Here is a 19,664-nt window from a genome sequence, read left to right on the forward strand (position 1 = left end):
AATGATTCCGCAACGGTTTGCGCCGTGCGACCCTGAAATATGGACAGACCCATGACAGCATCAGCCCCCGATCAGCAGCCCTCCGGACAAAATATCCCGGACCCGCAGACCCCGGAGCTGACCGTTCAGGTCTGCGTGATCGGTGCCGGACCCGTGGGCGCAACCCTCGCCTGCCGCCTCGCCGCCGCCGGAATCGACACCGCCATCCTCGATCACGCCCCCCTGCCCCCCATGGAACACCCGGATTTCGACGGCCGGGCCTACGCCATCGCCGCAGGCTCCATGAAACTGCTGCTCGACGCCGGCGTCTGGCCGCTGCTGCCCCACAGACCCTGCCCCATCGACTCCATCCTCATCACCGACGGACGCCCCGGACAGCCCCCCTCGCCGCTCTCCCTCGAATTCGGCCCGCAGGACTCCACGGAACCCTTCGGATGGATGGTCGAAGCCCGCGCCCTGCGCGTGGCGCTCAACCGCGCCCTGCACAACTCCCCCCATATCCGCCTGTTCGCCCCTGCAACCGCAGACATCACCCGCAGCGATGATCACACCCTGATCATAACCTCAACCGGACAGCGCATCCGCGCCGCCCTGGTCGTCGCCGCAGACGGACGGCAGAGCCGCACACGCAGCAAAGCCGGAATCCCCGTCACACGCCTGCCCTACGGACAAAGCGGAATCGTCTGTGCCATCGCCCACGAACACCCGCACGACAACAGCGCCCTCGAACACTTCCTCCCCGGCGGCCCCTTCGCACAGCTCCCCATGAGCGGAACGGACGAACACCCGAACCTCTCCGCCATCGTCTGGAGCGAGAAAGACGCCGTCGCAAAACGCCTCTTCAGCCTCCCCGACGACACCTTCACCCGGGAAATACACCGCCGCATGGGCGACAGACTCGGCCGGATCACCCCCGTCGGACGCCGCTGGACCTACCCCCTCTCCGCCCAGTACGCACAGAGCTACACCGCACCCCGCCTCGCCCTGATCGGAGACGCCGCACACGGAATCCACCCGATCGCAGGCCAGGGACTGAATCTCGGATTCCGCGATGTCATCTCTCTCTCCACCCTCCTGATCAGCGCCGCGGAAAAAGGACAGGACCCCGGAAACAGCACCCTGCTCACACAATATCAGCGGGACTGCCGCCCCCGGAACATGATGATGTTCGCCGCAACGGACGCCCTGGACCGCCTGTTCAGCAACGATAATCCGGTCCTGCGCCTCGCCCGCGATATCGGAATCGCAGGCGTCGGACGCATGCCCCGCCTCCGCCGCGCCTTCGTGCGCCACGCAATGGGCGTATGACACCTGCCCGCACAGCGCACGCTCCGACATAAAACGTCTCTTGCAGGCACAGGGAGCGCGCTGCTATATTCACGCAGATTTGCGAATGATTATCATTAAGGACTGGCGGACCAATGGCTCAGGACAATCGCATTGCCCGCAGGTGCGAGCGCGCCGTGGTGACGGCCTATCAGGAACTCAGACTGACCGGCACGGATGACGTCGCAGCCTTCAACTCCTGCACGACACTCTACCGCATCCACCACCCGGAAGCCTCCGTCAGCGAAGCCCGCCGCCTCGTCTCCGAATGGATCGATCACCACGTCGTGCAGAAAAAAGACGGCCCCACCCCCGGCTGTGACTGCCCCTGATCACCCGCACATAACCCACCCCACACACACGGCACCGGACACCCCGATCCGGACGCCGCCAGGCTGACAGAACACAGCCCCCCGGACATCATCCGGAAAACCCCGCAGACAATCCCACACCAGACAGCGGAACACACCGCCGCAAACCCCTCCTGCCCGTGAAGGCAGCCGCCCCCCTGACACACAAAACGTTCCGCTTAAGAAATGAAACAGTACATCTGCTTCATTTTTGTTGCATAACTGTTATGTTTTCGCGACAGTCACCGAAGTCTCTTTCCGGCAGATGAAAACCCCGCCTATTGTCGCGCCGCACACAGTCCCGGATATATGTGAGGATCAGAGAGTATGTCACTCCACCGGCACCCGCCTCTCCTGCTCTGCCTGCTTTCCTCTGCCATCTGCACACTCACACCCGTCACGGCCGACGCCGCATCTGACAAAATCTCCTCCAGTAAAAAGAAAATATCGCAATCCGCCGATCCGGCACGCCCGACCATGCTCGGCGCAAGCGCCCCGACAGACGAACACATCACCGTCAGCGGACACACACATAACCTCGGAAACGGAGACACGGGCCGCGCCTTCGGCGGCGGCCTGATGACACCGACAGACGCCCCCAAATCCGTATCCGCCGTCACACGCGACTATATCGCAAAACAGAACCCGGCCCTGAACCCGATGCAGCTGATCCAGCTCCTGCCCGGCGCCAATGTCTCGGACACGGACCCGCTCGGCATGACCGGAGGCCATATCTCCGTACGCGGCCTCACGGAATCACAGATGGGCTTCTCCCTCGAAGGATTCCCGATCAACGATATCGGAAACTTCGCCGTATATCCTCAGGAAATCGTCGATTCAGAAAACCTGAAAACCGTCCGCCTCGCCCAGGGATCAGCCGATCTGGACAGCCCCCATATCGGAGCCTCAGGCGGCGTCGTCGATATGTACATGATCGACCCCAAAACAAAAACCGGCGGACACGCATCCCTCACCTACGGCTCCTATAACTCAACCCGCGGATTCGCACGCTTCGATACAGGATATATAGGAAACACAAATCTCCGCGCCTATTTCTCCTATTCGCAAAGCCGCCAGGACCACTGGCGCGGACCGGGATGGGACGGAAAAAGACACGCGGAAATGAAAGTCGTGAACGACTGGGGACACGGAAACCGGATCTCGCTCGCCATCGTCGGAAACTCCCAGACAAACTACTCCTACCCCAACGTCTCAATGGCAAGCTGGAAGAAATGGGGCACGGGCTTTACCAACCCCGTCGGAAGCTCAGGCCTCAAAGCCGGAGATCCACCCAACACGGTCTACGAAAAACACTACGTGCCCGGAGACTCAAACTACTACAAACTCCGCCCCGGCCCCTTTAACAATATCTACGCCTCCATGCCCTCCACCTTCAGGCTGACAGACAGGCTGACCCTGACGGAAACCCCCTATTTCTGGTACGGATACGGAAACGGCGGCGGCGCATATTCCACGAATATGTCAGCGATTTCCTGGGGCGGACAAACTCTCTCAGGCAGCATCAACGGACAGACAGCCCCCGGAAAGGTCATGCTGTTCAACCCGTCCGTCACGGAAACCTACCGCCCCGGCTCCGTCACGAAACTGACCCTGAGCACAGGCATCAACCGCCTGATGATCGGCTACTGGTTCGAATACGCAAAACAGCGCCAGTCCGCCCCTTACAGCCCGGTCGGAAACGACGGAACACCGATCAATATCTGGGGCGATACCAACAGGCTCATCCTCAGCAACGGCGATATGTACCAGTATCGCAATACACTGACACAAACACAGGTCCACACACCGTTTATCGGAGACAGCCTCTCCCTGCTCAACGGAAAACTGACCATCGACGCAGGCTTCAGATACGCCATCGTCACCCGCCGCGGAACAAACGACCTGCCCGACGTCTCACAGAAATACATCAGCCAGACCTACAGACAGTCCCTGCCCACAGCCGCAATCCGCTATAAGATCAACGACCACAACCAGATTTTCGCATCCGTCTCCACAAGCTTCAGAACGCCGCAGAACTACGCGCTCTACGACGCAGGCACATACACAGCCGGCGCCGGATACAGCACCAAAGCCAACCCGGACCAGCGCCCCGAAGTCTCCATCTCCGAAGAAGCCGGCTGGCGCTATCAGGATGACCTGATCTCCTCATCCCTCACCTATTTCCACTATAATTTCACCAACCGCCTCTTCCAGCAGACACAGGTGAATGAAAACGGACAGATCTGGGCAACAAATATCAACGCAGGCGGACAGCACAGCGACGGATTCGACGCGGAAATCGGAACCCGTCCGATGCACCACATCCGCCCGTATCTCTCGGTGGAATATCTCCACGCCATCACCGACAGCAACCTGCCCGCCTCCAGCGGCAGCGTCACGGACTACATGCACACAAAAGGCAAGCACACACCCCAGTCCCCCTCCTGGCAGGTCGGCTTCGGCCTGCAATACGACGACGGTGCACGCTTCATCGGCTTCGATCTGAAATATGTCGCCAGACAATATGCAACATTCATGAACGACCAGCATATTCCGGGCTATGTCCGCATGAACATCAACATGGGATACCGCCTGCCGAAATTCGGTATCTTCAAAAGCCCCACCATCCAGCTTAACCTGCAGAACCTGTCAGACCAGCACTACCTCAACTGGATCAACAGCCCCCAGGTCAACGCAACCACACAAAAAGGCATCTTCGGAAACACCATCGCCGGAACCTCCCCCAACTACACCATCGCCTCCCCCTTCGCCGCCATCGCAACAATCAGCAGCGATTTCTGAAAACCACAGACAGAAAAGGACAGAAACAGCCGTGGCAGAGATCGGACGCAGAACCCTGCTCCGCAGCGGCGGCGGAACCCTCGCCGCCACACTCGCAGCCTCCATCAGCCGCGCCCTGGCCATCCCGGCCCGCAGACGCAGCGGCACGCTGGAGGACGTGGAGCACATCGTCGTGCTCATGCAGGAAAACCGCTCCTTCGATCACTATTTCGGACATCTCTCCGGCGTCCGCGGCGTCAGCGACAGACACCCCGTCCGCGGCCCGGACGGTATCCCGGTCTGGTCACAGGAACGTAAAAACCCCGCACAAAACCCAGCACAGGGCCGCGTCATGCCCTTCCGCCTGAACACTCACGTCTCAGGCGCCCAGTGCGTCCTCGATCTCGATCACAACTGGGCCCCCACACACGCCGCCATCAACGCCGGATGGAACAATCAGTGGCCACGTCACAAAAGCGACATGACCATGGGATACTACCAGCGCGAGGACATCCCCTATCACTACGCCCTGGCCGACGCCTTCACCGTCTGCGATCACTATTTCTGCTCCACCCCCACACAGACACACCCCAACCGCTTCTTCCTGATGACCGGAACCGTCGATGCAAACGGCACCGGCGGCGGCCCGGTGCTGGACAATATCGACTGGGTGGACCGGCAGTTCTACCCTGGTAAAAGCCCGCCCCCCTTCACCTGGACCACATACCCCGAACGCCTGGAAGCCGCCGGGATCAGCTGGCAGGTCTATCAGCAGGGCCTCTCCGTCACAGACCCGGAAAACGGCAATTTCGGCACGAACGTGCTGATGAATTTCCGCAACTACGTCGATGCCCCCGAAGGCTCCGCCCTGTACCGCCGCGCCATGACAAAACGTACCCTGGACGACCTCCTGGCAGACGTGCAGACAGACCGCCTGCCACAGATCTCCTGGCTCCTCCCCCCTGCCGCCTGGTCAGAACACCCGCGCTGGACCCCGGGATACGGCGCAACCTTCATCGCCCGCGTCCTCAATATCCTCACCTCAAGCCCGGAGGTCTGGGCAAAAACAGTCCTGCTCGTCATGTACGATGAAAATGACGGCTATTTCGATCACGTCCCGCCCCCGCAACCCCCGACACCCGTCCTCCCCGGCCGCAGCACCGTCACGACAGACGGGGAAATCCACACCCGCGCCACACCCTACGAACCCGAAAAGTTCAAAGCAGATCAGCTTCCTTACGGCCTCGGCCCGCGCGTGCCGATGCTGGCCATCTCCCCCTGGAGCACCGGCGGCTTCGTCTGCTCGGAAGTCTTCGATCACACCTCGGTCCTGCGCTTCATGGAAGCCCGCTTCGGCGTCGCCGAACTCAATATCACCCCCTGGAGACGCTCCGTCTGCGGAGACCTCACCAGCGCCTTCGACTTCTCACACCATAAAATCCTGAAAACACACCTGCAGGACACATCGCTTTTCAGAAGCGATGCCGATGCGTCATGCAGACTCCCCTCTCCCGCCATCCCCGAACACAGCCATCCGGAAGATATCGGACAGCAGGAACCCGGCCACCGCCCGACCCGCCCGCTGGCATACCGCGTCTCCGTCAGCGATACGGACGGACCCGACAAAACCCTGAACATAACATTCAAAAACCATGCCGATCCCGGCATCTGTTTTTATGTCTGGCGCCAGGACGGAACCGAACCACCGCGGCGCTTTACACTCAAGGGCAGAACCGAACTGAGCGATACATGGACCCTGCCGGACGATCAGAGCACCGCCCGGTTCATGATCCTCGGACAGAACGGCTTCGCACGCTATCTCAACAGAACCGGCCCCCGCCGCATCTCCGCCAGCCTGATCGAAAATCACCAGACAGGATCAGTAACTGTGCAATTACACAACCTCACGGACCAGACCACGCACATCACGCTGCGCGACAACGCCTATGGCCGGACGGAACAGATCCTCACCCTGCGCGCGCATGAAACATCAGAAAAAACCATCAGCCTGGACAGCAGTTTTCACTGGTACGATATCAGCGTCCTGCCCGACGGAGAGGAAAACGCCATGACCCGCTTCGCAGGATACGTCGAAACCGGTCGCCCCGGACGCACGGACCCGGCACTCGGCGCCCCCGTCATCTGAACCACACCATCTGAAAACCGGAGAAACAGCGTGAAAACAGGCCCTCTCACGCGCACCTGGCTCATGCTGCTCCTGTTCACAGGCCTGGCAGGATGCACGCAACCACGCGACACGCAGGACAGCAGCCTCAGCCTCGCAACACCACAGCACGCCGGCTTTGGTCACTACACGCTCGCCCTCACATGGCAGCCCGGATTCTGCAACGGACCGCACGGCCCCTCCTGCACACCGGACCAGCCCCGCACCCCCCTGATCGGACTGCACGGCCTGTGGGCCTCACGCCCCCCCGAACTGATCCGCAACAACACCCCCGTCACACAATGGTGGCAGAAAGGATGCGCGCTCTACGAACCGGACCAGCCCGTACAACACCCCGCATTGTCACCCGAAACGGCAGACGCACTGAACAGACTGGTGCCCCGCACACAGTCCGATCTCACAGCCCATGAATATTCGAAACACGTCCGCTGCTTCGGGACCGACCCCGAACGCTTCTTCCAGGTCGCCATCGCCCTGCATGACCGCTTCACCAGCCTCCAGGCCGCACACAGCCTTGATGCCGCAGCCGGAACCACCATCAGCAGACAGGATATCCTGAACCGGATCACCGCCGGAACCGGACCGGTCCCGGACCGGGCCATACAGTTCCGGTGCGAAAACACAACGGAAGGCAGACCTCAGCTCACACAGATCTGGTTCACCCTCAGACCGGACGCCCTGTCAGACTTCCCGCACAGCCAGGCCTTCATGAGCAGCCCGCAGATGCAGGATAACTGTCCCGCACGCTTCCTGCTGCCCGCCTGGCCCGGAATACATTAACGGAACAGAAAAATCAGTCCTGAGACATGGAGCGGATCAGATCCAGCATCCGCTTCCTGACAGCCGGATCAGGAATCCCGTAATACGCCCGGACCAGATCCGTGGTCTCACGACGCGACAGAACCGACACATCCGGCGCATGCCCCCCGGACCCACCGGGCATCACCTCGCCAAACGCCTGCTGCGTATCCGCAAACCCCGTCACCGATACAGACCCGGACGTCCCCGCAACCGGCGCATGGAACACAATATCACCGCTCTCCGGACCCGCATCGTCATAGAAAAACCCGATCGGAACATCCAGAGCACGGGCAATCTCGGCAAGACGGGACGCACTGACCCGGTTCGTGCCACGCTCATACTTCTGAACCTGCTGGAACGTCAGCCCGAGAGCCTCCCCCAGCTCAACCTGCGTCATTCCGAGCAGCATCCTGCGCAGACGGATACGGGCCCCGATATGCGCGTCCAGTGCGGACGACGCAGACCCGGTCCGGTCAGCTGCAGTCTCCTCGTTTTTTTCGGTCATACCGTACCCTTAACCCCTGCTTCATAAAAAACTTATCAATGGTTTACATGCAACTACCAGGCGATTCTGTTAAACAATTCCGGTTACCCGCAGTTGTCCTGCCGGTTCCGCCTCGCCGGGACATATTCCTTTCCGAAAAACCCGAAAAGCAGAAACGATAACGCCAGAACGAACGGCACCGTCTGGCCGAATCTGCCGAAAATCGTCCAACGCAGGGGCGGGGGCAAAGGTTGCGTCAGACTCCCCGAAATACCCCAGGGCAGACGCGCCAGTTCGTGCCCCCGACTATCATACACAATGGAAATTCCGGTATTCGCTGCACGCGCAACGGGCATCCCTTCCTCAACAGCCCGCAGCCGCGCCGCAGCAAGATGCTGCCTCGGACCGGCACTGTTTCCGTACCACGCATCATTCGTGATGTTCGCCAGCCAGTGCGGCCGGTCCGCGTGATCCGTCACATGCCCGGTAAAAATCACCTCGTAACAGATCAGAGGACCGAAAGAAGACACACCGGGAACACGCAGGGACACCGCCCCCCCCCCCGGTTTGAGCCCCCCGCCCGGAACCACCTGAATCGGAATGAACGCCGGCTGATACTCCCCGAACGGAACCAGCCGGGACTTGTCATACTCCGCCGCAACAGACCCGTCCGGCAGAAGCACCGCCATGGAATTGCGCCAGTGCCCATCAGCCCCTCCGCGCAGCGTGCCGACAAGACCCGCAGCCGCCCCCGAACCCGCCTGCGCAATCATGCTCCGCGCCACCGGAACCTGATCCAGAACACCCGGAAACGACGTCTCAGGCCAGAGATAGACAACAGGACGCCCGCCCGACTCCGCCAGAGCCTTCTCAACCCCCTCATGCGTCAGCCGCAGATACCGCCGGAACACATCGCGCACATCGGCCGCACGGAGCTTCTCATCCTCCGACACATTGCCCTGAACCAGAACCACAACCGGCTGATCCGCCACAGGCGGCAAAGACGCCGTCTGCTGCAGCCGCACTACGCCCGCCACAGCCCACACAACAAGCACGGCGGAACACAGAACAGCCTGCACACGCCCGCGCACCGCAAAAAGCGCCAGACACACCGTCAGAAGCGTCAGACCATCAACACCGATCCAGGCCGCAGGCTGGATCATCACATCCCCGACGCCCCCGTGAAACGCCCAGTCACTCCCCATCGGATTCCACGGAAACCCGCTGAACAGATAAAGACGGCTCATATCCGCCAGCGTCCACGCCCCCGCAAGAACCAGAATCCGCCGCCAGCCCGGCAGAGCCAGCCTGCACAGAATCGCAGGAACAGCCGCATAAGGACCAAGAATGACCGCACAGGCCGGAGAGGCGAACGGAACCAGCCACCAGAACTCAGCCGCCCGGATCAGAATCGCATTGGTCAGCCAGTAAAGCCCAAGCGTATGCAGGGCAAAACCAAACAGAAACCCCGAAAGCCCGGCCTCCTTCCACGACCGGCTCCGGTCCAGAACCCGAAGCCATAACGGAAACGCAAGCAGGAGAACCGGAACCAGATGCAGCGGCGGAAAGGCAAACGCCGCCAGGCCCCCGGCCATAAGCGAAGGCCAGACGATCCTGCGCCACACTGAAAGCGGGCGGACATCACGGGATATCATCGTAAGGAAATAACGTCAGTCCAGAGCGTCACGCAGACGGCGCTCATAATGGCGGTAATACTTGTCCGCCATCAGCTCGCTCTTGACCAGAACCGCCACATCCGTCGTGCCGAACTGCGGATCAATCACAGCCCCGTCCCCGACAAACCCGCCCAGACGCAGATACCCCTTGATCAGAGGCGGCAGCTTCGCAAGACAGGCCCGGTAATCCAGCGTATGCGGGTCCTCCCGCAGCATCTCGATCCGCCGCTCCGGCAGCGCACGCACCCGCAGCGCAGGCGGCGCAAGATGATTCTGATAAAGATAGGTGAGCTGATCACTCAGCGCATCCGGATCCGTCCCGCCCAGACTGGCACAGCCGAACAGAACATCGATCCGGTAAAGGAAAATATAGGTCGCAATCCCGCGCCACAGAAGCTGCATCGCCGCCCGGCCGCGATAACCCGGATCAATACACGACCGCCCGACCTCAAGAAGACGCCCCGGAAACTCCGTCAGAGGAGAAATGTCGAACTCACCCTGGCTGTAGAAATGACCCAGCCGGGCCGCCCCCTCACTCTGCAGCAGACGATAGGTCCCGACCACACCCTCAGCCCCGGAGGAAATCGCATGGTCAATGACGAGCAGATGATCCGCATACTCATCAAACTCATCCACATCACGCTTCGTCGCCAGAGCCTGCGCGTCGGGAATCGCCCCCATTTCCTCAAAAAACACGCGATAGCGCAGGGCCTGAGCCGCATCACGCTCCGCATCGGTCGTCGCAAGCCGCACGCCCAGATTCCCGGCACGCAGCTCCGTAAAGTCGCTCCGATCCAGATCGAGCGTCGATAAAGACCCTGCCGGGCGGATTTTTCCAGCGCTCAACGCGCGCCTCCTTTCCGGGGAAGCCTGCGACCGAACAGCTCCAGCCGCAGGGAAACGAGCTCAAACCCGAGACTCTCCGCAACACGGCGCATCAGCGCCTCGTGCTCCTCGTTCTCAAACTCTACAACCCTGCCCGTATCAACATCAATCAGATGATAATGATGATGACCATCCTCCGTCACCTCATATCGTGCACGCCCGCCGCCAAAATCCCGGCGCTCCAGAATCCCCTTCTCCTCCAGAAGGCGCACCGTGCGGTAAACCGTCGCAACGGAAATCCTGGGGTCCAGCGCGGAAGCCCGGCGATAGAGCTCCTCAACATCCGGATGATCCTCGGCATCGGAAAGAACACGCGCGATCACACGGCGCTGGCCGGTCATCTTCAGACCATGCTCAACACACATCTGCCCGATCCGGGACTCCGTCTCGCGCGCAGCCTTGTCCGCAACCTTCCGGGCAGGAACCCCGGCCATCATCCGTGAAGCCATGACATCACCGTCCCTGCCTCCGGAAACCGGAGCACCGCTGCCCGAAATCTGCCCGCCACGCCACACCCGATGGCACGTCTCATGGCCGGACTCACTGCGGACTCCGGACAAAACAGCCCGGAGACGGCAGATAAACGGCAGATATCTGTGTTATTATGCATACGGAAAGGAAAAATATACTGATTTTCTCCTGTTTACCACCCCCGCCCGCCATACCATGCCGGGACCGGACAGGGAGCACGAAACCATGCCCGTCGCGCCAGACAGAGCCGATAACAGAACCGATGCCTGAAATCACGCAGACCCTCGACGTCACCGCAGATATCTGCCCCATGACCTTCGTCCGCACGCGCCTCGCCCTGGACCGCCTGAACAGCGGAGACATCCTGGCCGTCCGCCTCCGCGGAGAAGACCCCCTGCGCAATATCAGCCGCTCCGCCACAGCCCTGGGCCACACGCTCACCGGAACCTCAGACCTGCCCGACGGCGTCACGGAACTCCTGATCCGCAAGGCCTGAACAGAGCCGCAGACAGCAGAACCCGGATCAGAAAGACTTCAGAAGCCGGTCCAGATAATCCAGCTCCTCCTGCGGACGGGTACGGTCGGAATCGCGACGGCGAAGCTCCTCCTCAATCTCCCGCGCCCGCTCGCGGGACGTGGCCTCAGGCAGCTTCCCGCCATCCCCCGCACCATCCTCGCCCTGACCTCCGGGAGGACGGCCCAGCGGATCCTGATCCCCGGCCCGCTTCTCATCCCCGTCATCCTCATCATCCAGACCGTCAGATCCGTCCTCGCCCGGCCCGGCCATGCCACGCTGGCCCTGACCCTGCCCCTGACTGCGGCCATGCCCCTGACCACCCTGATTCTTCATCCCGAAAGACGGAAAGAAACTCGGCGGCGTATGGCTGTGCCCGACACTCTGCTTCATCTGGCTGCCACCCTGCCGCAGCGCCTCAAGCGCACGCTTCTGGGCCGCCACAGCCTCCTCGTCATTCCCCTCCGCCAGAGCCTTGCGCGCCGCCTTCATCTCCGTCTGCGCCTTGCCAAACCCCGGCACGTCCTTGCCGCTGAGATCATGAAACTCCCGGCCAAGCTCATCCGTCGCCTTCGCCAGAGCATGCTGTGCCTGACGGTCCGACTGACGATCCGCCTTCTCCCGCGCCGCCCTCTCCTCATCCGACGGAGAGGAAACAGCCCCCTGCTCACCGGATGCCTGCGAACCCCCCGCTCCCTGCTGATCCCCGGGCATGGCACCACCACCCTGAGCCCCGCCCTGCGCCCCGGAAGGCGGCGTCAGACCCAGCTCCCGCAGAAGCTCGGATGTCGGAACCGAAGACAGATCATTATCCGCCCCGGCCTCCTCATCCTGCGTCGCCTGCTGCCTCCGGCTCCGGTCCGCACGGCTCTGCGCATGATCCAGAAGCCCCGTCTGCTGCCGGATCACATCCCGCAGACCGGCACGCTGCTCCTGATACTGCTGCGTCGCCGCCATCTGCCGCGCCATATTCGCCAGATCCTGCGGAGAGGCATTGCGCATGTTCTCTATGGAATCCTCAAGCTGCTGCATGTCCGCCCCGGCCTCGCCGGACCGGCCGTTCGCGGCATCCTGCTGCATCCGCTCCATCAGACGCGAAAACGCCTGATCCCCCTTGCGGGACAGACCCGGCAGATCAGGAATCGCCGTGTGATCCCGCAGGGCCTGCTGCGCAAGAGCCTGCATCTTGCGGCTGATCGCTCCCTTGAGAGCCTCCATCCGCTCCTTCAGCTCGGCCTGATCCTTCTCCCCGTGCGCATTGTCCTGCTGCATGTGCCGAAGCTGCTGCTGAACCGCCTCCTGATCCGCACGGACATCAATCGAAGCCAGCGCACTCTCCGGACCGCCCCGCAGACGATCCTCAATATCCAGAGCCAGATCCCACAGACGATCAACCGCCTCGGAACGCGCCTCCTCAGCAGGAACGGTCTCATTGCCCAGATGCGCCGCAATCGCCGTCAGATTGAGGAAAATCCCCGTATTCGCATGAACCGGACCCGGCGTCTCACCCAGAGCCGCCAGATCATCCGCACCCGCCTCCCGGGACTCGCTCCCCAGAGCCAGACGCTTCCGCAGATCAAGAACCGCACGCGCCACGGGAGACCGGAACTTCCGCTCGCCCAGACGGAACGTCACCTCCCCGCTCCGGCTCGTCTTCCCGCTCACACTGCGGGCAATCAGAACCGCACGGACCTCCTCACCGGCCCAGGGATCAGCCGACAGATCCGCAGACCACACACCCTTCGCCGTCTTCGGATGCCCCGAAAGCGGAATCTTGACCCGCAGCACACGATCCGCACCGAACAGCGGCGTCTTCTTCAGACGGATCTCCGCCACGATCTCCTCAATGCCATAGGCCTGATGCGCCTCATAAGGCAGATCGGTCCGCCACCCGTCCTTCCGCGCCCCCGGAGATTTCCCCCAGCGGATCTCAGGCCGCAGATCCGGCAGAACCGTCATCTGCCACGACGCGACATCCCGCCCGCGCACACTCAGCCGCACCGGACCGCCGGACGCCAGAACAGCCCCCAGACGCCAGCTCGACCCGTCCATGCGCCGCGTCTCATCACCGCTCAGACCCGAACCATGCAGAACCGGACGCCCCGAAGCCTCCGTCACCATCACCGTCAGACGCGCCCCCTCCATCACGGAAGGCACATGCCCCGAAGACCCGAGCAGAACCGGAGCCCCCCCGGTAAAAGCAGGCGGCGTGATCCAGGCATCCACATGCGGAAACGGAACATCCGGATCATCCCGCCCGGGAATGAACGCCGCCGCAAGACGCCCCGGCGCATGATCACCGGCCAGAACCACACCCGCAATCAGAGCAGGAACCAGAAGCCCCGACAGACGCCACAGCGGAGAGACCACACGCAGAAGATGCGGCGGCCCCGCCCGCAGCGGGCCAAGTGCCGCAACCACACGCTCCTGCCACACCCTCCACAGATCAGGAGACCCGACAGCCGACGGCGTATCCGTCAGAACCGCAAGCGGACGATGCGACAGACCCGAAGCCCGCTCGATCCGGCGATCCGCCTCGGCACGGGAAGGACGCACCACACCCCGCACCCCGCGCCAGCCGAGCCACACAACACCGCCACAGACAGCCGCCAGAACAAGCGCATGAACCGGATCAGGAAGACCCTGCGGCAGACGGAACAGACCCGCCAGAACATAAAGCCCCGCCAGAACCACCGCAGGCAGAACCCGCGGCCACAGCCGCTCGACAAACAGAACCCGCGTGGCCCGACGCCGCACACGCTCCAGCCGCCCGGCCGCCTGAACGGTCACGGGCTCCTGCGGAAATCCCGCATTCATCACTCCGGGCGGCTGCTCAGCCATTCAGGAACATACTCCTCTGCCCACAGGGCCTCCGTCGCCTGGCGCGGCCGGATCACGGCCCGACGGTCCCCGTCCACAAGAACCTGCACCGCCAGAGGACGGGAATTATAGGTCGAACTCATCACCGAACCGTAAGCGCCCGCATCAAGAAGCGCCACCCTGTCCCCGCGCGCCAGAGCCGGAAGACGACGATCACGCGCAAACGTATCCCCCGTCTCACACACCGGACCCACCAGATGCGCTCCTTCCGTCACGGACGACCGCAGAAGATGCGGCGCCAGCGGAACCAGACCATGCCACGCATCATAAAGGGAAGGACGCGCAAGATCGTTCATCGCCGCATCGAGAACAATAAACGGAGCCCCGCCCGCAACAGCCTTGCGCAGAATAACCGTCGAGAGAAGAATCCCCGCCGGCGCCGCAATCCACCGCCCCGGCTCGATCGCCAGACGCACGCCGCAATCGCCCAGCTCACGCCGCAGCGCACCGGCCAGCGCCTCCGGAGACCCCTCCGTCTCATCACGATAGGAAATACCCAGACCGCCGCCACAGTCCGCAACCTCAACCGCCAGCCCCTGCGCCCGCGCCTCGCGGATCAGCATCGCAAGCCTGGCCCAGGCCGCACGGAACGGCGCGGGAGACAGGATCTGGCTGCCGATATGCATGGCAAACCCGACCGCACGTATCCCCGCAAGCCCGTGCGCCCGCCGGTACAGCGCCAGAGCCTCCTCAAAGGGAATCCCGAACTTGTTGCCCGCAACCCCGGTCGTGATCTTCTCATGCGTCCCGGCATCGACATCCGGATTGATCCGAAGCGCAACCCGCGCCTCACATCCCGCAGCCACAGCCCGGCCGGACAGAATGTCCAGCTCCTCAGCACTCTCGACATTAAACTGGGAAATACCCTCACGCAGGGCCAGATCCATCTCGGCATCCGTCTTGCCGACACCGGAAAAAATCACCTTCGCAGCAGGAATCCCCGCCGCACGGACCCGGGCCAGCTCACCGCCGGACACCACATCCGCACCAAACCCCTCGGCCGCAAGAATATGCAGAACAGCCTGATGGTCGTTCGCCTTGACCGCATAATGCGCGGCAACATCCAGATCCGCAGCAGACATCGCCGCCTTCAGCCTGCGCGCCCGGGCGCGCAGCGTGCCCGCACTGATCACCCAGGCCGGCGTCCCCGCCTCATCGGCAATCGCATTCAGAGGCACACCCTCGGCAAGAAGACCCGCAACCGGATCAGCCGAAAGAAAAGGCCGGGCGGCAAGAAGCTCCGCCACCCCCGGATCCGGCGCAAAACCGGGCCGCACACCGGACATATCTGCAGTATCTGTTCCCATGATGAGGCTGTCTAACACAGGCCGCACCCGTACAGAAAGAAGCGGCACGAAGCCACTCCGCGGAAAACCGGAACACCTGAAATTTCAGGTATCGGAAAATCCCGGTGCCGGAAAAACCGACACCGGAAACCCGGATCTTACTCCTTGAGCTTGATCGACAGACCCTGACCGGACGCCGCCAGACGCGCACCGTTCGCCGCCGTCTCCAGTTTCAGACGCACGCCGTTGCTGTTCTCCAGAACGGACCCGCCGACACCCTTGACCAGAGTAGCCTCACCGCTGAGCGTCGCAAAGGTGCCGGAAAAATCAGACACCTTATGCAGGTTATAGACAACACCACGGCTCTCGTATTTGGAGAACCCGACAGCCGCGATCTGACCACCGGAAATCGTGAAGTGATAGACCTTGCCCTTGAAGTGCAGCGTGCCTTCACCCCAGGTGTAGCCCACACCGACATCAGCGGACTTCGCCGTCAGGACAACCGTGCCGGTCTGCTCGCCCATGGCATCCTCGCTCGCGGCATAAGCCGGCAGAGCAACAGCCGCAGCAGCAGAAACAGTCAGAAAAGACGCAAGAGCGAGTGAGTGCAGACGCATGTTCATTCTCCTTTTATAACCCCCGTAAAGGGGCTCATTTCACCCCCGTAAACGCCGCAGACCCCGCCCCGGTTCACTCACCCCCGGATTTTTATGCACGCATCCGCCCCGGAAATCACAATAAAAACAATACCGCAGACACCCCCGGCCACACCCCCCGGCGCCCCGGCCGCCCCGAACACTTCTTATAAGAACCCGCCCCCCGTGATACAGCAGCAGACACACACACTCCTCACCTCAGAACCCAGGCCTCCGCACGCCCATGCCTCCAGCTGAAAACAGCCAGACCCGGGGAAAAACATCCCGGAACAGCTCTGTCGGAACTGCCCTCACCTGGGGCCTGATCCTCATCACCCTGGGCCTCTTCGCCTGGCTGCTCCCCGAAGGACGCTGGCAGGGCGACGAATACGGCTACGCCGCCATGATCCGGGACCACGGCACAGCCGGCGTCATCAGCAGACTGACCTCCTGGAGCCCCCGCCCCGTCGGAGAACTGCTCAACATCCTCTATTTCCGGCTGGTCATCCTGCGGAACTCCCCCCTGATCGCAGCCTGCCTCGGCGGATTGTGGATCGGCGCCCTCGCCGTCATCTTCCTCGCCGGACGCATCGCCGGAGAAAAACGCCCGCTCCTCCTCGCGGCCCTGCTCCTCACCCTCAGCCTGCTGCTCTGCGCACCCGCGGAAATGTTCTGGTGGCCCCAGGCCGCGCTGAGCTACGTCCCCGCCTGGGCCGGACTCGCCGCCATGTCCGTCCTCGCCGCACGCCCCGCCGGACACAAACCCCTGCCCGTCATGGCCGCCCTGCTGCTGGCCGCCTGGTCACAGGAAGGCGGAGCGATCACAGTCTTCCTCTTCGCCGCCCCCGCCTGCCTCCTCTTTCTGCGGACAGACAGGAAAATGACCGCAGCCCTCGCCGCAGCCACACTCGGCGCCACATACGTGCTGCTGACAAACGCAACCCACAGAATGGGATCGAAAGGAGAAATCTTCGATCCCGCCAGCGGCCTCGCAGGCCACTGGCTCGCCTCCGCCCGCGCCTCCGTCCCGACCTTCCTGCACGAACTCCTCACCGTACAGGACCTCGCACCGCTCGCCGGACCGGTCACGGCCTTCCTCCTGCTGGCCGCCTTCCCCGGCCTGCGCCTGCGCACACACCGCACCGCCCTCGCCTGGATGTGGGCCGCAGCCCTGATGCTTGGCGCATGGAGCACCATCATCCTCACAAACTACGAATTCGGACAGGTCTGCTGCGTCCGCCACGGCAACCTGCGCCAGACCCAGATGCTCCTCGCCCTCGCCGCCCTGCGCGCAACAGCTCCCGCCGCCGCCGGCAGCCTCCGCCGGACCGCCGCAACCCTCGCCGTCCTCAGCCTGCTCCTGACCCTCAGATGGCCCGCCATCCGCCACGACATCGCCATCAGAAACCGCGTGATCTCAGACCTGACACAAACCTGGTCCGCCCTGCACGACAACAGCACAGCCATGACCCTGCTCTCCGCACCCCCGGGGAAAATCACCTTCACCTCTTCCCTCCCCGAAGGCCACTTCACACGCAGCAATGCCCCCTGGTGGGCAAAAGGCGCACTTGACTGGTTCCGCAAGGATCAGATCGAATTCCGTAACGACCCCGGCGCCCCGGACAGATAAAGCCCGCAGACACATGAAACCCGCACACGACTGAAAAGAGAGAATTCTGGTGAACGATCCGTCCCCGGCACTCAGCCCGGCACTCAGCGTGGTCATCCCCTGCCATAACGAACAGGATATCCTCCCGGAGTTCCACCGGCGCCTCGCCGCCGTCATGAACAGCCTCGCCACACCCCCCGCCATGGCAGACTCAGCCGGAAAAACGCAGCCCCCGCCATGGGAAGCCGTCTACGTCAATGACGGCTCACACGACCTGACCCTCGCCTGCCTCAACACCCTCGCGGAACGCGACAGCCACATCAGAATCATCAGCCTGTCCAGAAACTTCGGAAAGGAAATCGCCCTGACCGCCGGGCTGGATCACGCCCGCGCAACACACAGCATCATCGTGATCGACGCAGACCTCCAGGACCCCCCCGAAGTCATCGCACAGCTGGCCGCAGCCTGGACCGCCGACGTCGATACCGTCTGCGCCCGGCGCAGCACACGCGCCGGAGAAACCATCACCAGACGCCTCACCGCCTGGATGTTCTACCGCGCCATGGCACGGCTCGGCAGCCGCGTGATCATCCCCCCCGATACAGGAGACTTCCGCCTGATCAGCCGCCGCCTGGCAGACAGCCTGCTCCTCCTGCGCGAACGACACAGATTCATGAAAGGACTGTTCGCCTGGGTCGGATTCCCCTCCCGGACCATAATGTACGACCGCGCCCCCAGACCGGACGGAACCAGCAGCTTCAGCTACAGATCCCTGTGGACCCTCGCCGTGGAAGGAATCACCTCCTTCTCCGTCATCCCGCTCCAGATCAGCACCGGACTGGGCTTCCTGATCTCACTCCTCGCCATGACCTACGGAGCCTGGATCGCCGGACGAACCCTCCTCTTCGGAAACCCCGTCGCAGGATACCCCAGCCTCATGACCGTCATCCTGTTCCTCAGCGGCGTCCAGCTCATGACCATCGGAATCATCGGGGAATACGTCGGACGCATCTTCAACGAAACCAAACAGCGCCCGCTCTACCTCACAGACTCCCCCACCCGCCCGCCGGAAACACCTCTCCGACAGCCCGAAACAGACAGCATCACCTGATCCGACAGATAAAAATCCGAACAAATCAGAGCGCAGGAAATAACTATACTATAAAATTATAAAAAATTTCTCAAAAATAACAATAAATATCATAAATATTTAAGATAATTTTATATATAGTATTAATTTCTTATTTTAATATTCTCAGATATTATCCTTCCAATAAGAATTGGAAGTTCCATCATAAGTATCTGTCCAAATTTCGATTTTGATATAGTTCTTTCACCAAACGGCCCTCTCAGGGTATATGAAATCACCTGCATCAGCTGTTCGCCAATTTCTCGCGCTTTTTGAGGTGAGGCAGATTTAAAATCTCTGTGAGCTTCACATAATATTTCTGCCAGCCAAGGTATGCGGTCGCGAATTAACCCTGCGATCATGAGCAACGATACATTAAATTCAGACGATACCGGGAATATATGAATTATCTCATCGATCATACGGAAGTCTGCTTCACGGATTTTATTGAAATTTACTCGTCCATCGCGCTCAGTTATTTCTGAGTCAGCCTCTCTCATACGTGCACTCAGTCCCCGAACTTGTGTAACCAGCTCTTCTAAGACCTCAGACTGAGGGCGCACTTTATTTCCAGGAGAGGTGGTCCCGTCTGATCGGACAGTTTTTGGGTTTGAATAAGCTATACCCGGTTGTTGTCATGCCGCCATTCTGA

Annotated in this window: 16 protein-coding genes; 8 read left to right on the plus strand and 8 right to left on the minus strand. The window is 61.7% G+C overall.

The genetic code is table 11. The features are described from left to right. Positions 1-51: 51 nt before the first annotated feature. The 5 genes from LOC54_RS02810 to LOC54_RS02830 all read left to right on the plus strand — a co-directional run bounded on the left by LOC54_RS02810 (position 52) and on the right by LOC54_RS02830 (position 7,422). Positions 52-1,308: a UbiH/UbiF/VisC/COQ6 family ubiquinone biosynthesis hydroxylase gene (locus LOC54_RS02810; protein ID WP_279312305.1), complete on the plus strand. Its 1,257-nt coding sequence runs from the start codon at positions 52-54 to the stop codon at positions 1,306-1,308. 113 nt (positions 1,309-1,421) lie between these two features. Continuing rightward, on the plus strand, positions 1,422-1,658 hold the full coding sequence (locus LOC54_RS02815) for a hypothetical protein (RefSeq protein ID WP_279312306.1): 237 nt from the start codon (positions 1,422-1,424) through the stop codon (positions 1,656-1,658). Between the two features lie 345 nt (positions 1,659-2,003). Beyond that, positions 2,004-4,478, plus strand: coding sequence for a TonB-dependent receptor (locus tag LOC54_RS02820; protein WP_279312307.1), 2,475 nt, complete (start codon positions 2,004-2,006; stop codon positions 4,476-4,478). Positions 4,479-4,509: 31 nt separating this feature from the next. Continuing rightward, a complete protein-coding gene (locus tag LOC54_RS02825; protein WP_279312308.1) occupies positions 4,510-6,603 on the plus strand; it encodes a phosphocholine-specific phospholipase C in 2,094 nt (697 codons plus the stop codon). A 30-nt stretch (positions 6,604-6,633) separates the two neighbouring features. After that, the gene (locus LOC54_RS02830) at positions 6,634-7,422 is read left to right on the plus strand and encodes a ribonuclease T2 family protein (protein WP_279312309.1); all 789 of its coding nucleotides are present in this window, start codon (positions 6,634-6,636) and stop codon (positions 7,420-7,422) included. 13 nt (positions 7,423-7,435) lie between these two features. Here LOC54_RS02830 and LOC54_RS02835 read toward each other — a convergent pair whose 3' ends face one another. The 4 genes from LOC54_RS02835 to LOC54_RS02850 form a co-directional block, all read right to left on the minus strand. After that, positions 7,436-7,948, minus strand: coding sequence for a helix-turn-helix transcriptional regulator (locus LOC54_RS02835; RefSeq protein ID WP_279312310.1), 513 nt, complete (start codon positions 7,946-7,948; stop codon positions 7,436-7,438). Positions 7,949-8,031: 83 nt separating this feature from the next. Further along, positions 8,032-9,582 (minus strand): apolipoprotein N-acyltransferase, encoded by a 1,551-nt coding sequence (lnt, locus tag LOC54_RS02840; protein ID WP_279312311.1) that lies wholly within the window; start codon positions 9,580-9,582, stop codon positions 8,032-8,034. A gap of 15 nt (positions 9,583-9,597) precedes the next feature. Next, positions 9,598-10,449 carry a GNAT family N-acetyltransferase gene (locus tag LOC54_RS02845; protein ID WP_279312312.1) on the minus strand — a complete coding sequence of 284 codons (852 nt, stop codon included), beginning with the start codon at positions 10,447-10,449 and terminating at the stop codon, positions 9,598-9,600. After that, complete coding sequence (locus LOC54_RS02850) at positions 10,446-10,922, minus strand: Fur family transcriptional regulator (protein WP_279312323.1); 477 nt, start codon at positions 10,920-10,922, stop codon at positions 10,446-10,448. Before LOC54_RS02850 ends, LOC54_RS02845 begins: the two co-directional genes overlap by 4 nt. A gap of 299 nt (positions 10,923-11,221) precedes the next feature. On the opposite strand from LOC54_RS02850, the gene LOC54_RS02855 reads away from it, so the two are divergent. Further along, complete coding sequence (locus LOC54_RS02855) at positions 11,222-11,455, plus strand: sulfurtransferase TusA family protein (protein ID WP_279312313.1); 234 nt, start codon at positions 11,222-11,224, stop codon at positions 11,453-11,455. A gap of 27 nt (positions 11,456-11,482) precedes the next feature. Here the strand turns inward: LOC54_RS02855 and LOC54_RS02860 are convergent, their stop codons facing one another. From LOC54_RS02860 to LOC54_RS02870, 3 genes are all read right to left on the minus strand, one after another. After that, complete coding sequence (locus LOC54_RS02860; RefSeq protein ID WP_279312314.1) at positions 11,483-14,314, minus strand: DUF4175 domain-containing protein; 2,832 nt, start codon at positions 14,312-14,314, stop codon at positions 11,483-11,485. Next, positions 14,290-15,660 carry a diaminopimelate decarboxylase gene (lysA, locus tag LOC54_RS02865; protein ID WP_279312316.1) on the minus strand — a complete coding sequence of 457 codons (1,371 nt, stop codon included), beginning with the start codon at positions 15,658-15,660 and terminating at the stop codon, positions 14,290-14,292. Before lysA ends, LOC54_RS02860 begins: the two co-directional genes overlap by 25 nt. 137 nt (positions 15,661-15,797) lie before the next feature. After that, positions 15,798-16,256 carry a hypothetical protein gene (locus LOC54_RS02870; RefSeq protein ID WP_279312317.1) on the minus strand — a complete coding sequence of 153 codons (459 nt, stop codon included), beginning with the start codon at positions 16,254-16,256 and terminating at the stop codon, positions 15,798-15,800. A 262-nt stretch (positions 16,257-16,518) separates the two neighbouring features. Between LOC54_RS02870 and LOC54_RS02875 the strand changes: the two genes are divergently transcribed. Both LOC54_RS02875 and LOC54_RS02880 read left to right on the plus strand, forming a co-directional pair. Next, positions 16,519-17,904: a hypothetical protein gene (locus LOC54_RS02875; RefSeq protein WP_279312318.1), complete on the plus strand. Its 1,386-nt coding sequence runs from the start codon at positions 16,519-16,521 to the stop codon at positions 17,902-17,904. 49 nt (positions 17,905-17,953) lie between these two features. Further along, entirely contained in the window at positions 17,954-18,994 is a 1,041-nt protein-coding gene (locus LOC54_RS02880; protein ID WP_279312319.1) for a glycosyltransferase family 2 protein, read from the plus strand. Positions 18,995-19,116: 122 nt separating this feature from the next. Here LOC54_RS02880 and LOC54_RS02885 read toward each other — a convergent pair whose 3' ends face one another. Continuing rightward, entirely contained in the window at positions 19,117-19,512 is a 396-nt protein-coding gene (locus LOC54_RS02885) for a hypothetical protein (RefSeq protein ID WP_279312320.1), read from the minus strand. Positions 19,513-19,664 lie beyond the last annotated feature (152 nt).

This window comes from Acetobacter sp. AN02 (assembly GCF_029759835.1).
In the GTDB taxonomy this organism is placed as follows: Bacteria; Pseudomonadota; Alphaproteobacteria; order Acetobacterales; family Acetobacteraceae; genus Acetobacter.

Bases quoted from the DNA above. Each gene is read 5' to 3' on its own strand.
- LOC54_RS02810 (WP_279312305.1), top strand. From the start codon at position 52: ATGACAGCATCAGCCCCCGATCAGCAGCCCTCCGGACAAAATATCCCG.
- LOC54_RS02815 (WP_279312306.1), top strand. From the start codon at position 1,422: ATGGCTCAGGACAATCGCATTGCCCGCAGGTGCGAGCGCGCCGTGGTG.
- LOC54_RS02820 (WP_279312307.1), top strand. From the start codon at position 2,004: ATGTCACTCCACCGGCACCCGCCTCTCCTGCTCTGCCTGCTTTCCTCT.
- LOC54_RS02835 (WP_279312310.1), bottom strand. From the start codon at position 7,948: ATGACCGAAAAAAACGAGGAGACTGCAGCTGACCGGACCGGGTCTGCG.
- lnt (WP_279312311.1), bottom strand. From the start codon at position 9,582: ATGATATCCCGTGATGTCCGCCCGCTTTCAGTGTGGCGCAGGATCGTC.
- LOC54_RS02850 (WP_279312323.1), bottom strand. From the start codon at position 10,922: ATGGCCGGGGTTCCTGCCCGGAAGGTTGCGGACAAGGCTGCGCGCGAG.
- LOC54_RS02855 (WP_279312313.1), top strand. From the start codon at position 11,222: ATGCCTGAAATCACGCAGACCCTCGACGTCACCGCAGATATCTGCCCC.
- LOC54_RS02860 (WP_279312314.1), bottom strand. From the start codon at position 14,314: ATGGCTGAGCAGCCGCCCGGAGTGATGAATGCGGGATTTCCGCAGGAG.
- lysA (WP_279312316.1), bottom strand. From the start codon at position 15,660: ATGGGAACAGATACTGCAGATATGTCCGGTGTGCGGCCCGGTTTTGCG.
- LOC54_RS02870 (WP_279312317.1), bottom strand. From the start codon at position 16,256: ATGCGTCTGCACTCACTCGCTCTTGCGTCTTTTCTGACTGTTTCTGCT.
- LOC54_RS02875 (WP_279312318.1), top strand. From the start codon at position 16,519: ATGCCTCCAGCTGAAAACAGCCAGACCCGGGGAAAAACATCCCGGAAC.
- LOC54_RS02885 (WP_279312320.1), bottom strand. From the start codon at position 19,512: ATGAGAGAGGCTGACTCAGAAATAACTGAGCGCGATGGACGAGTAAAT.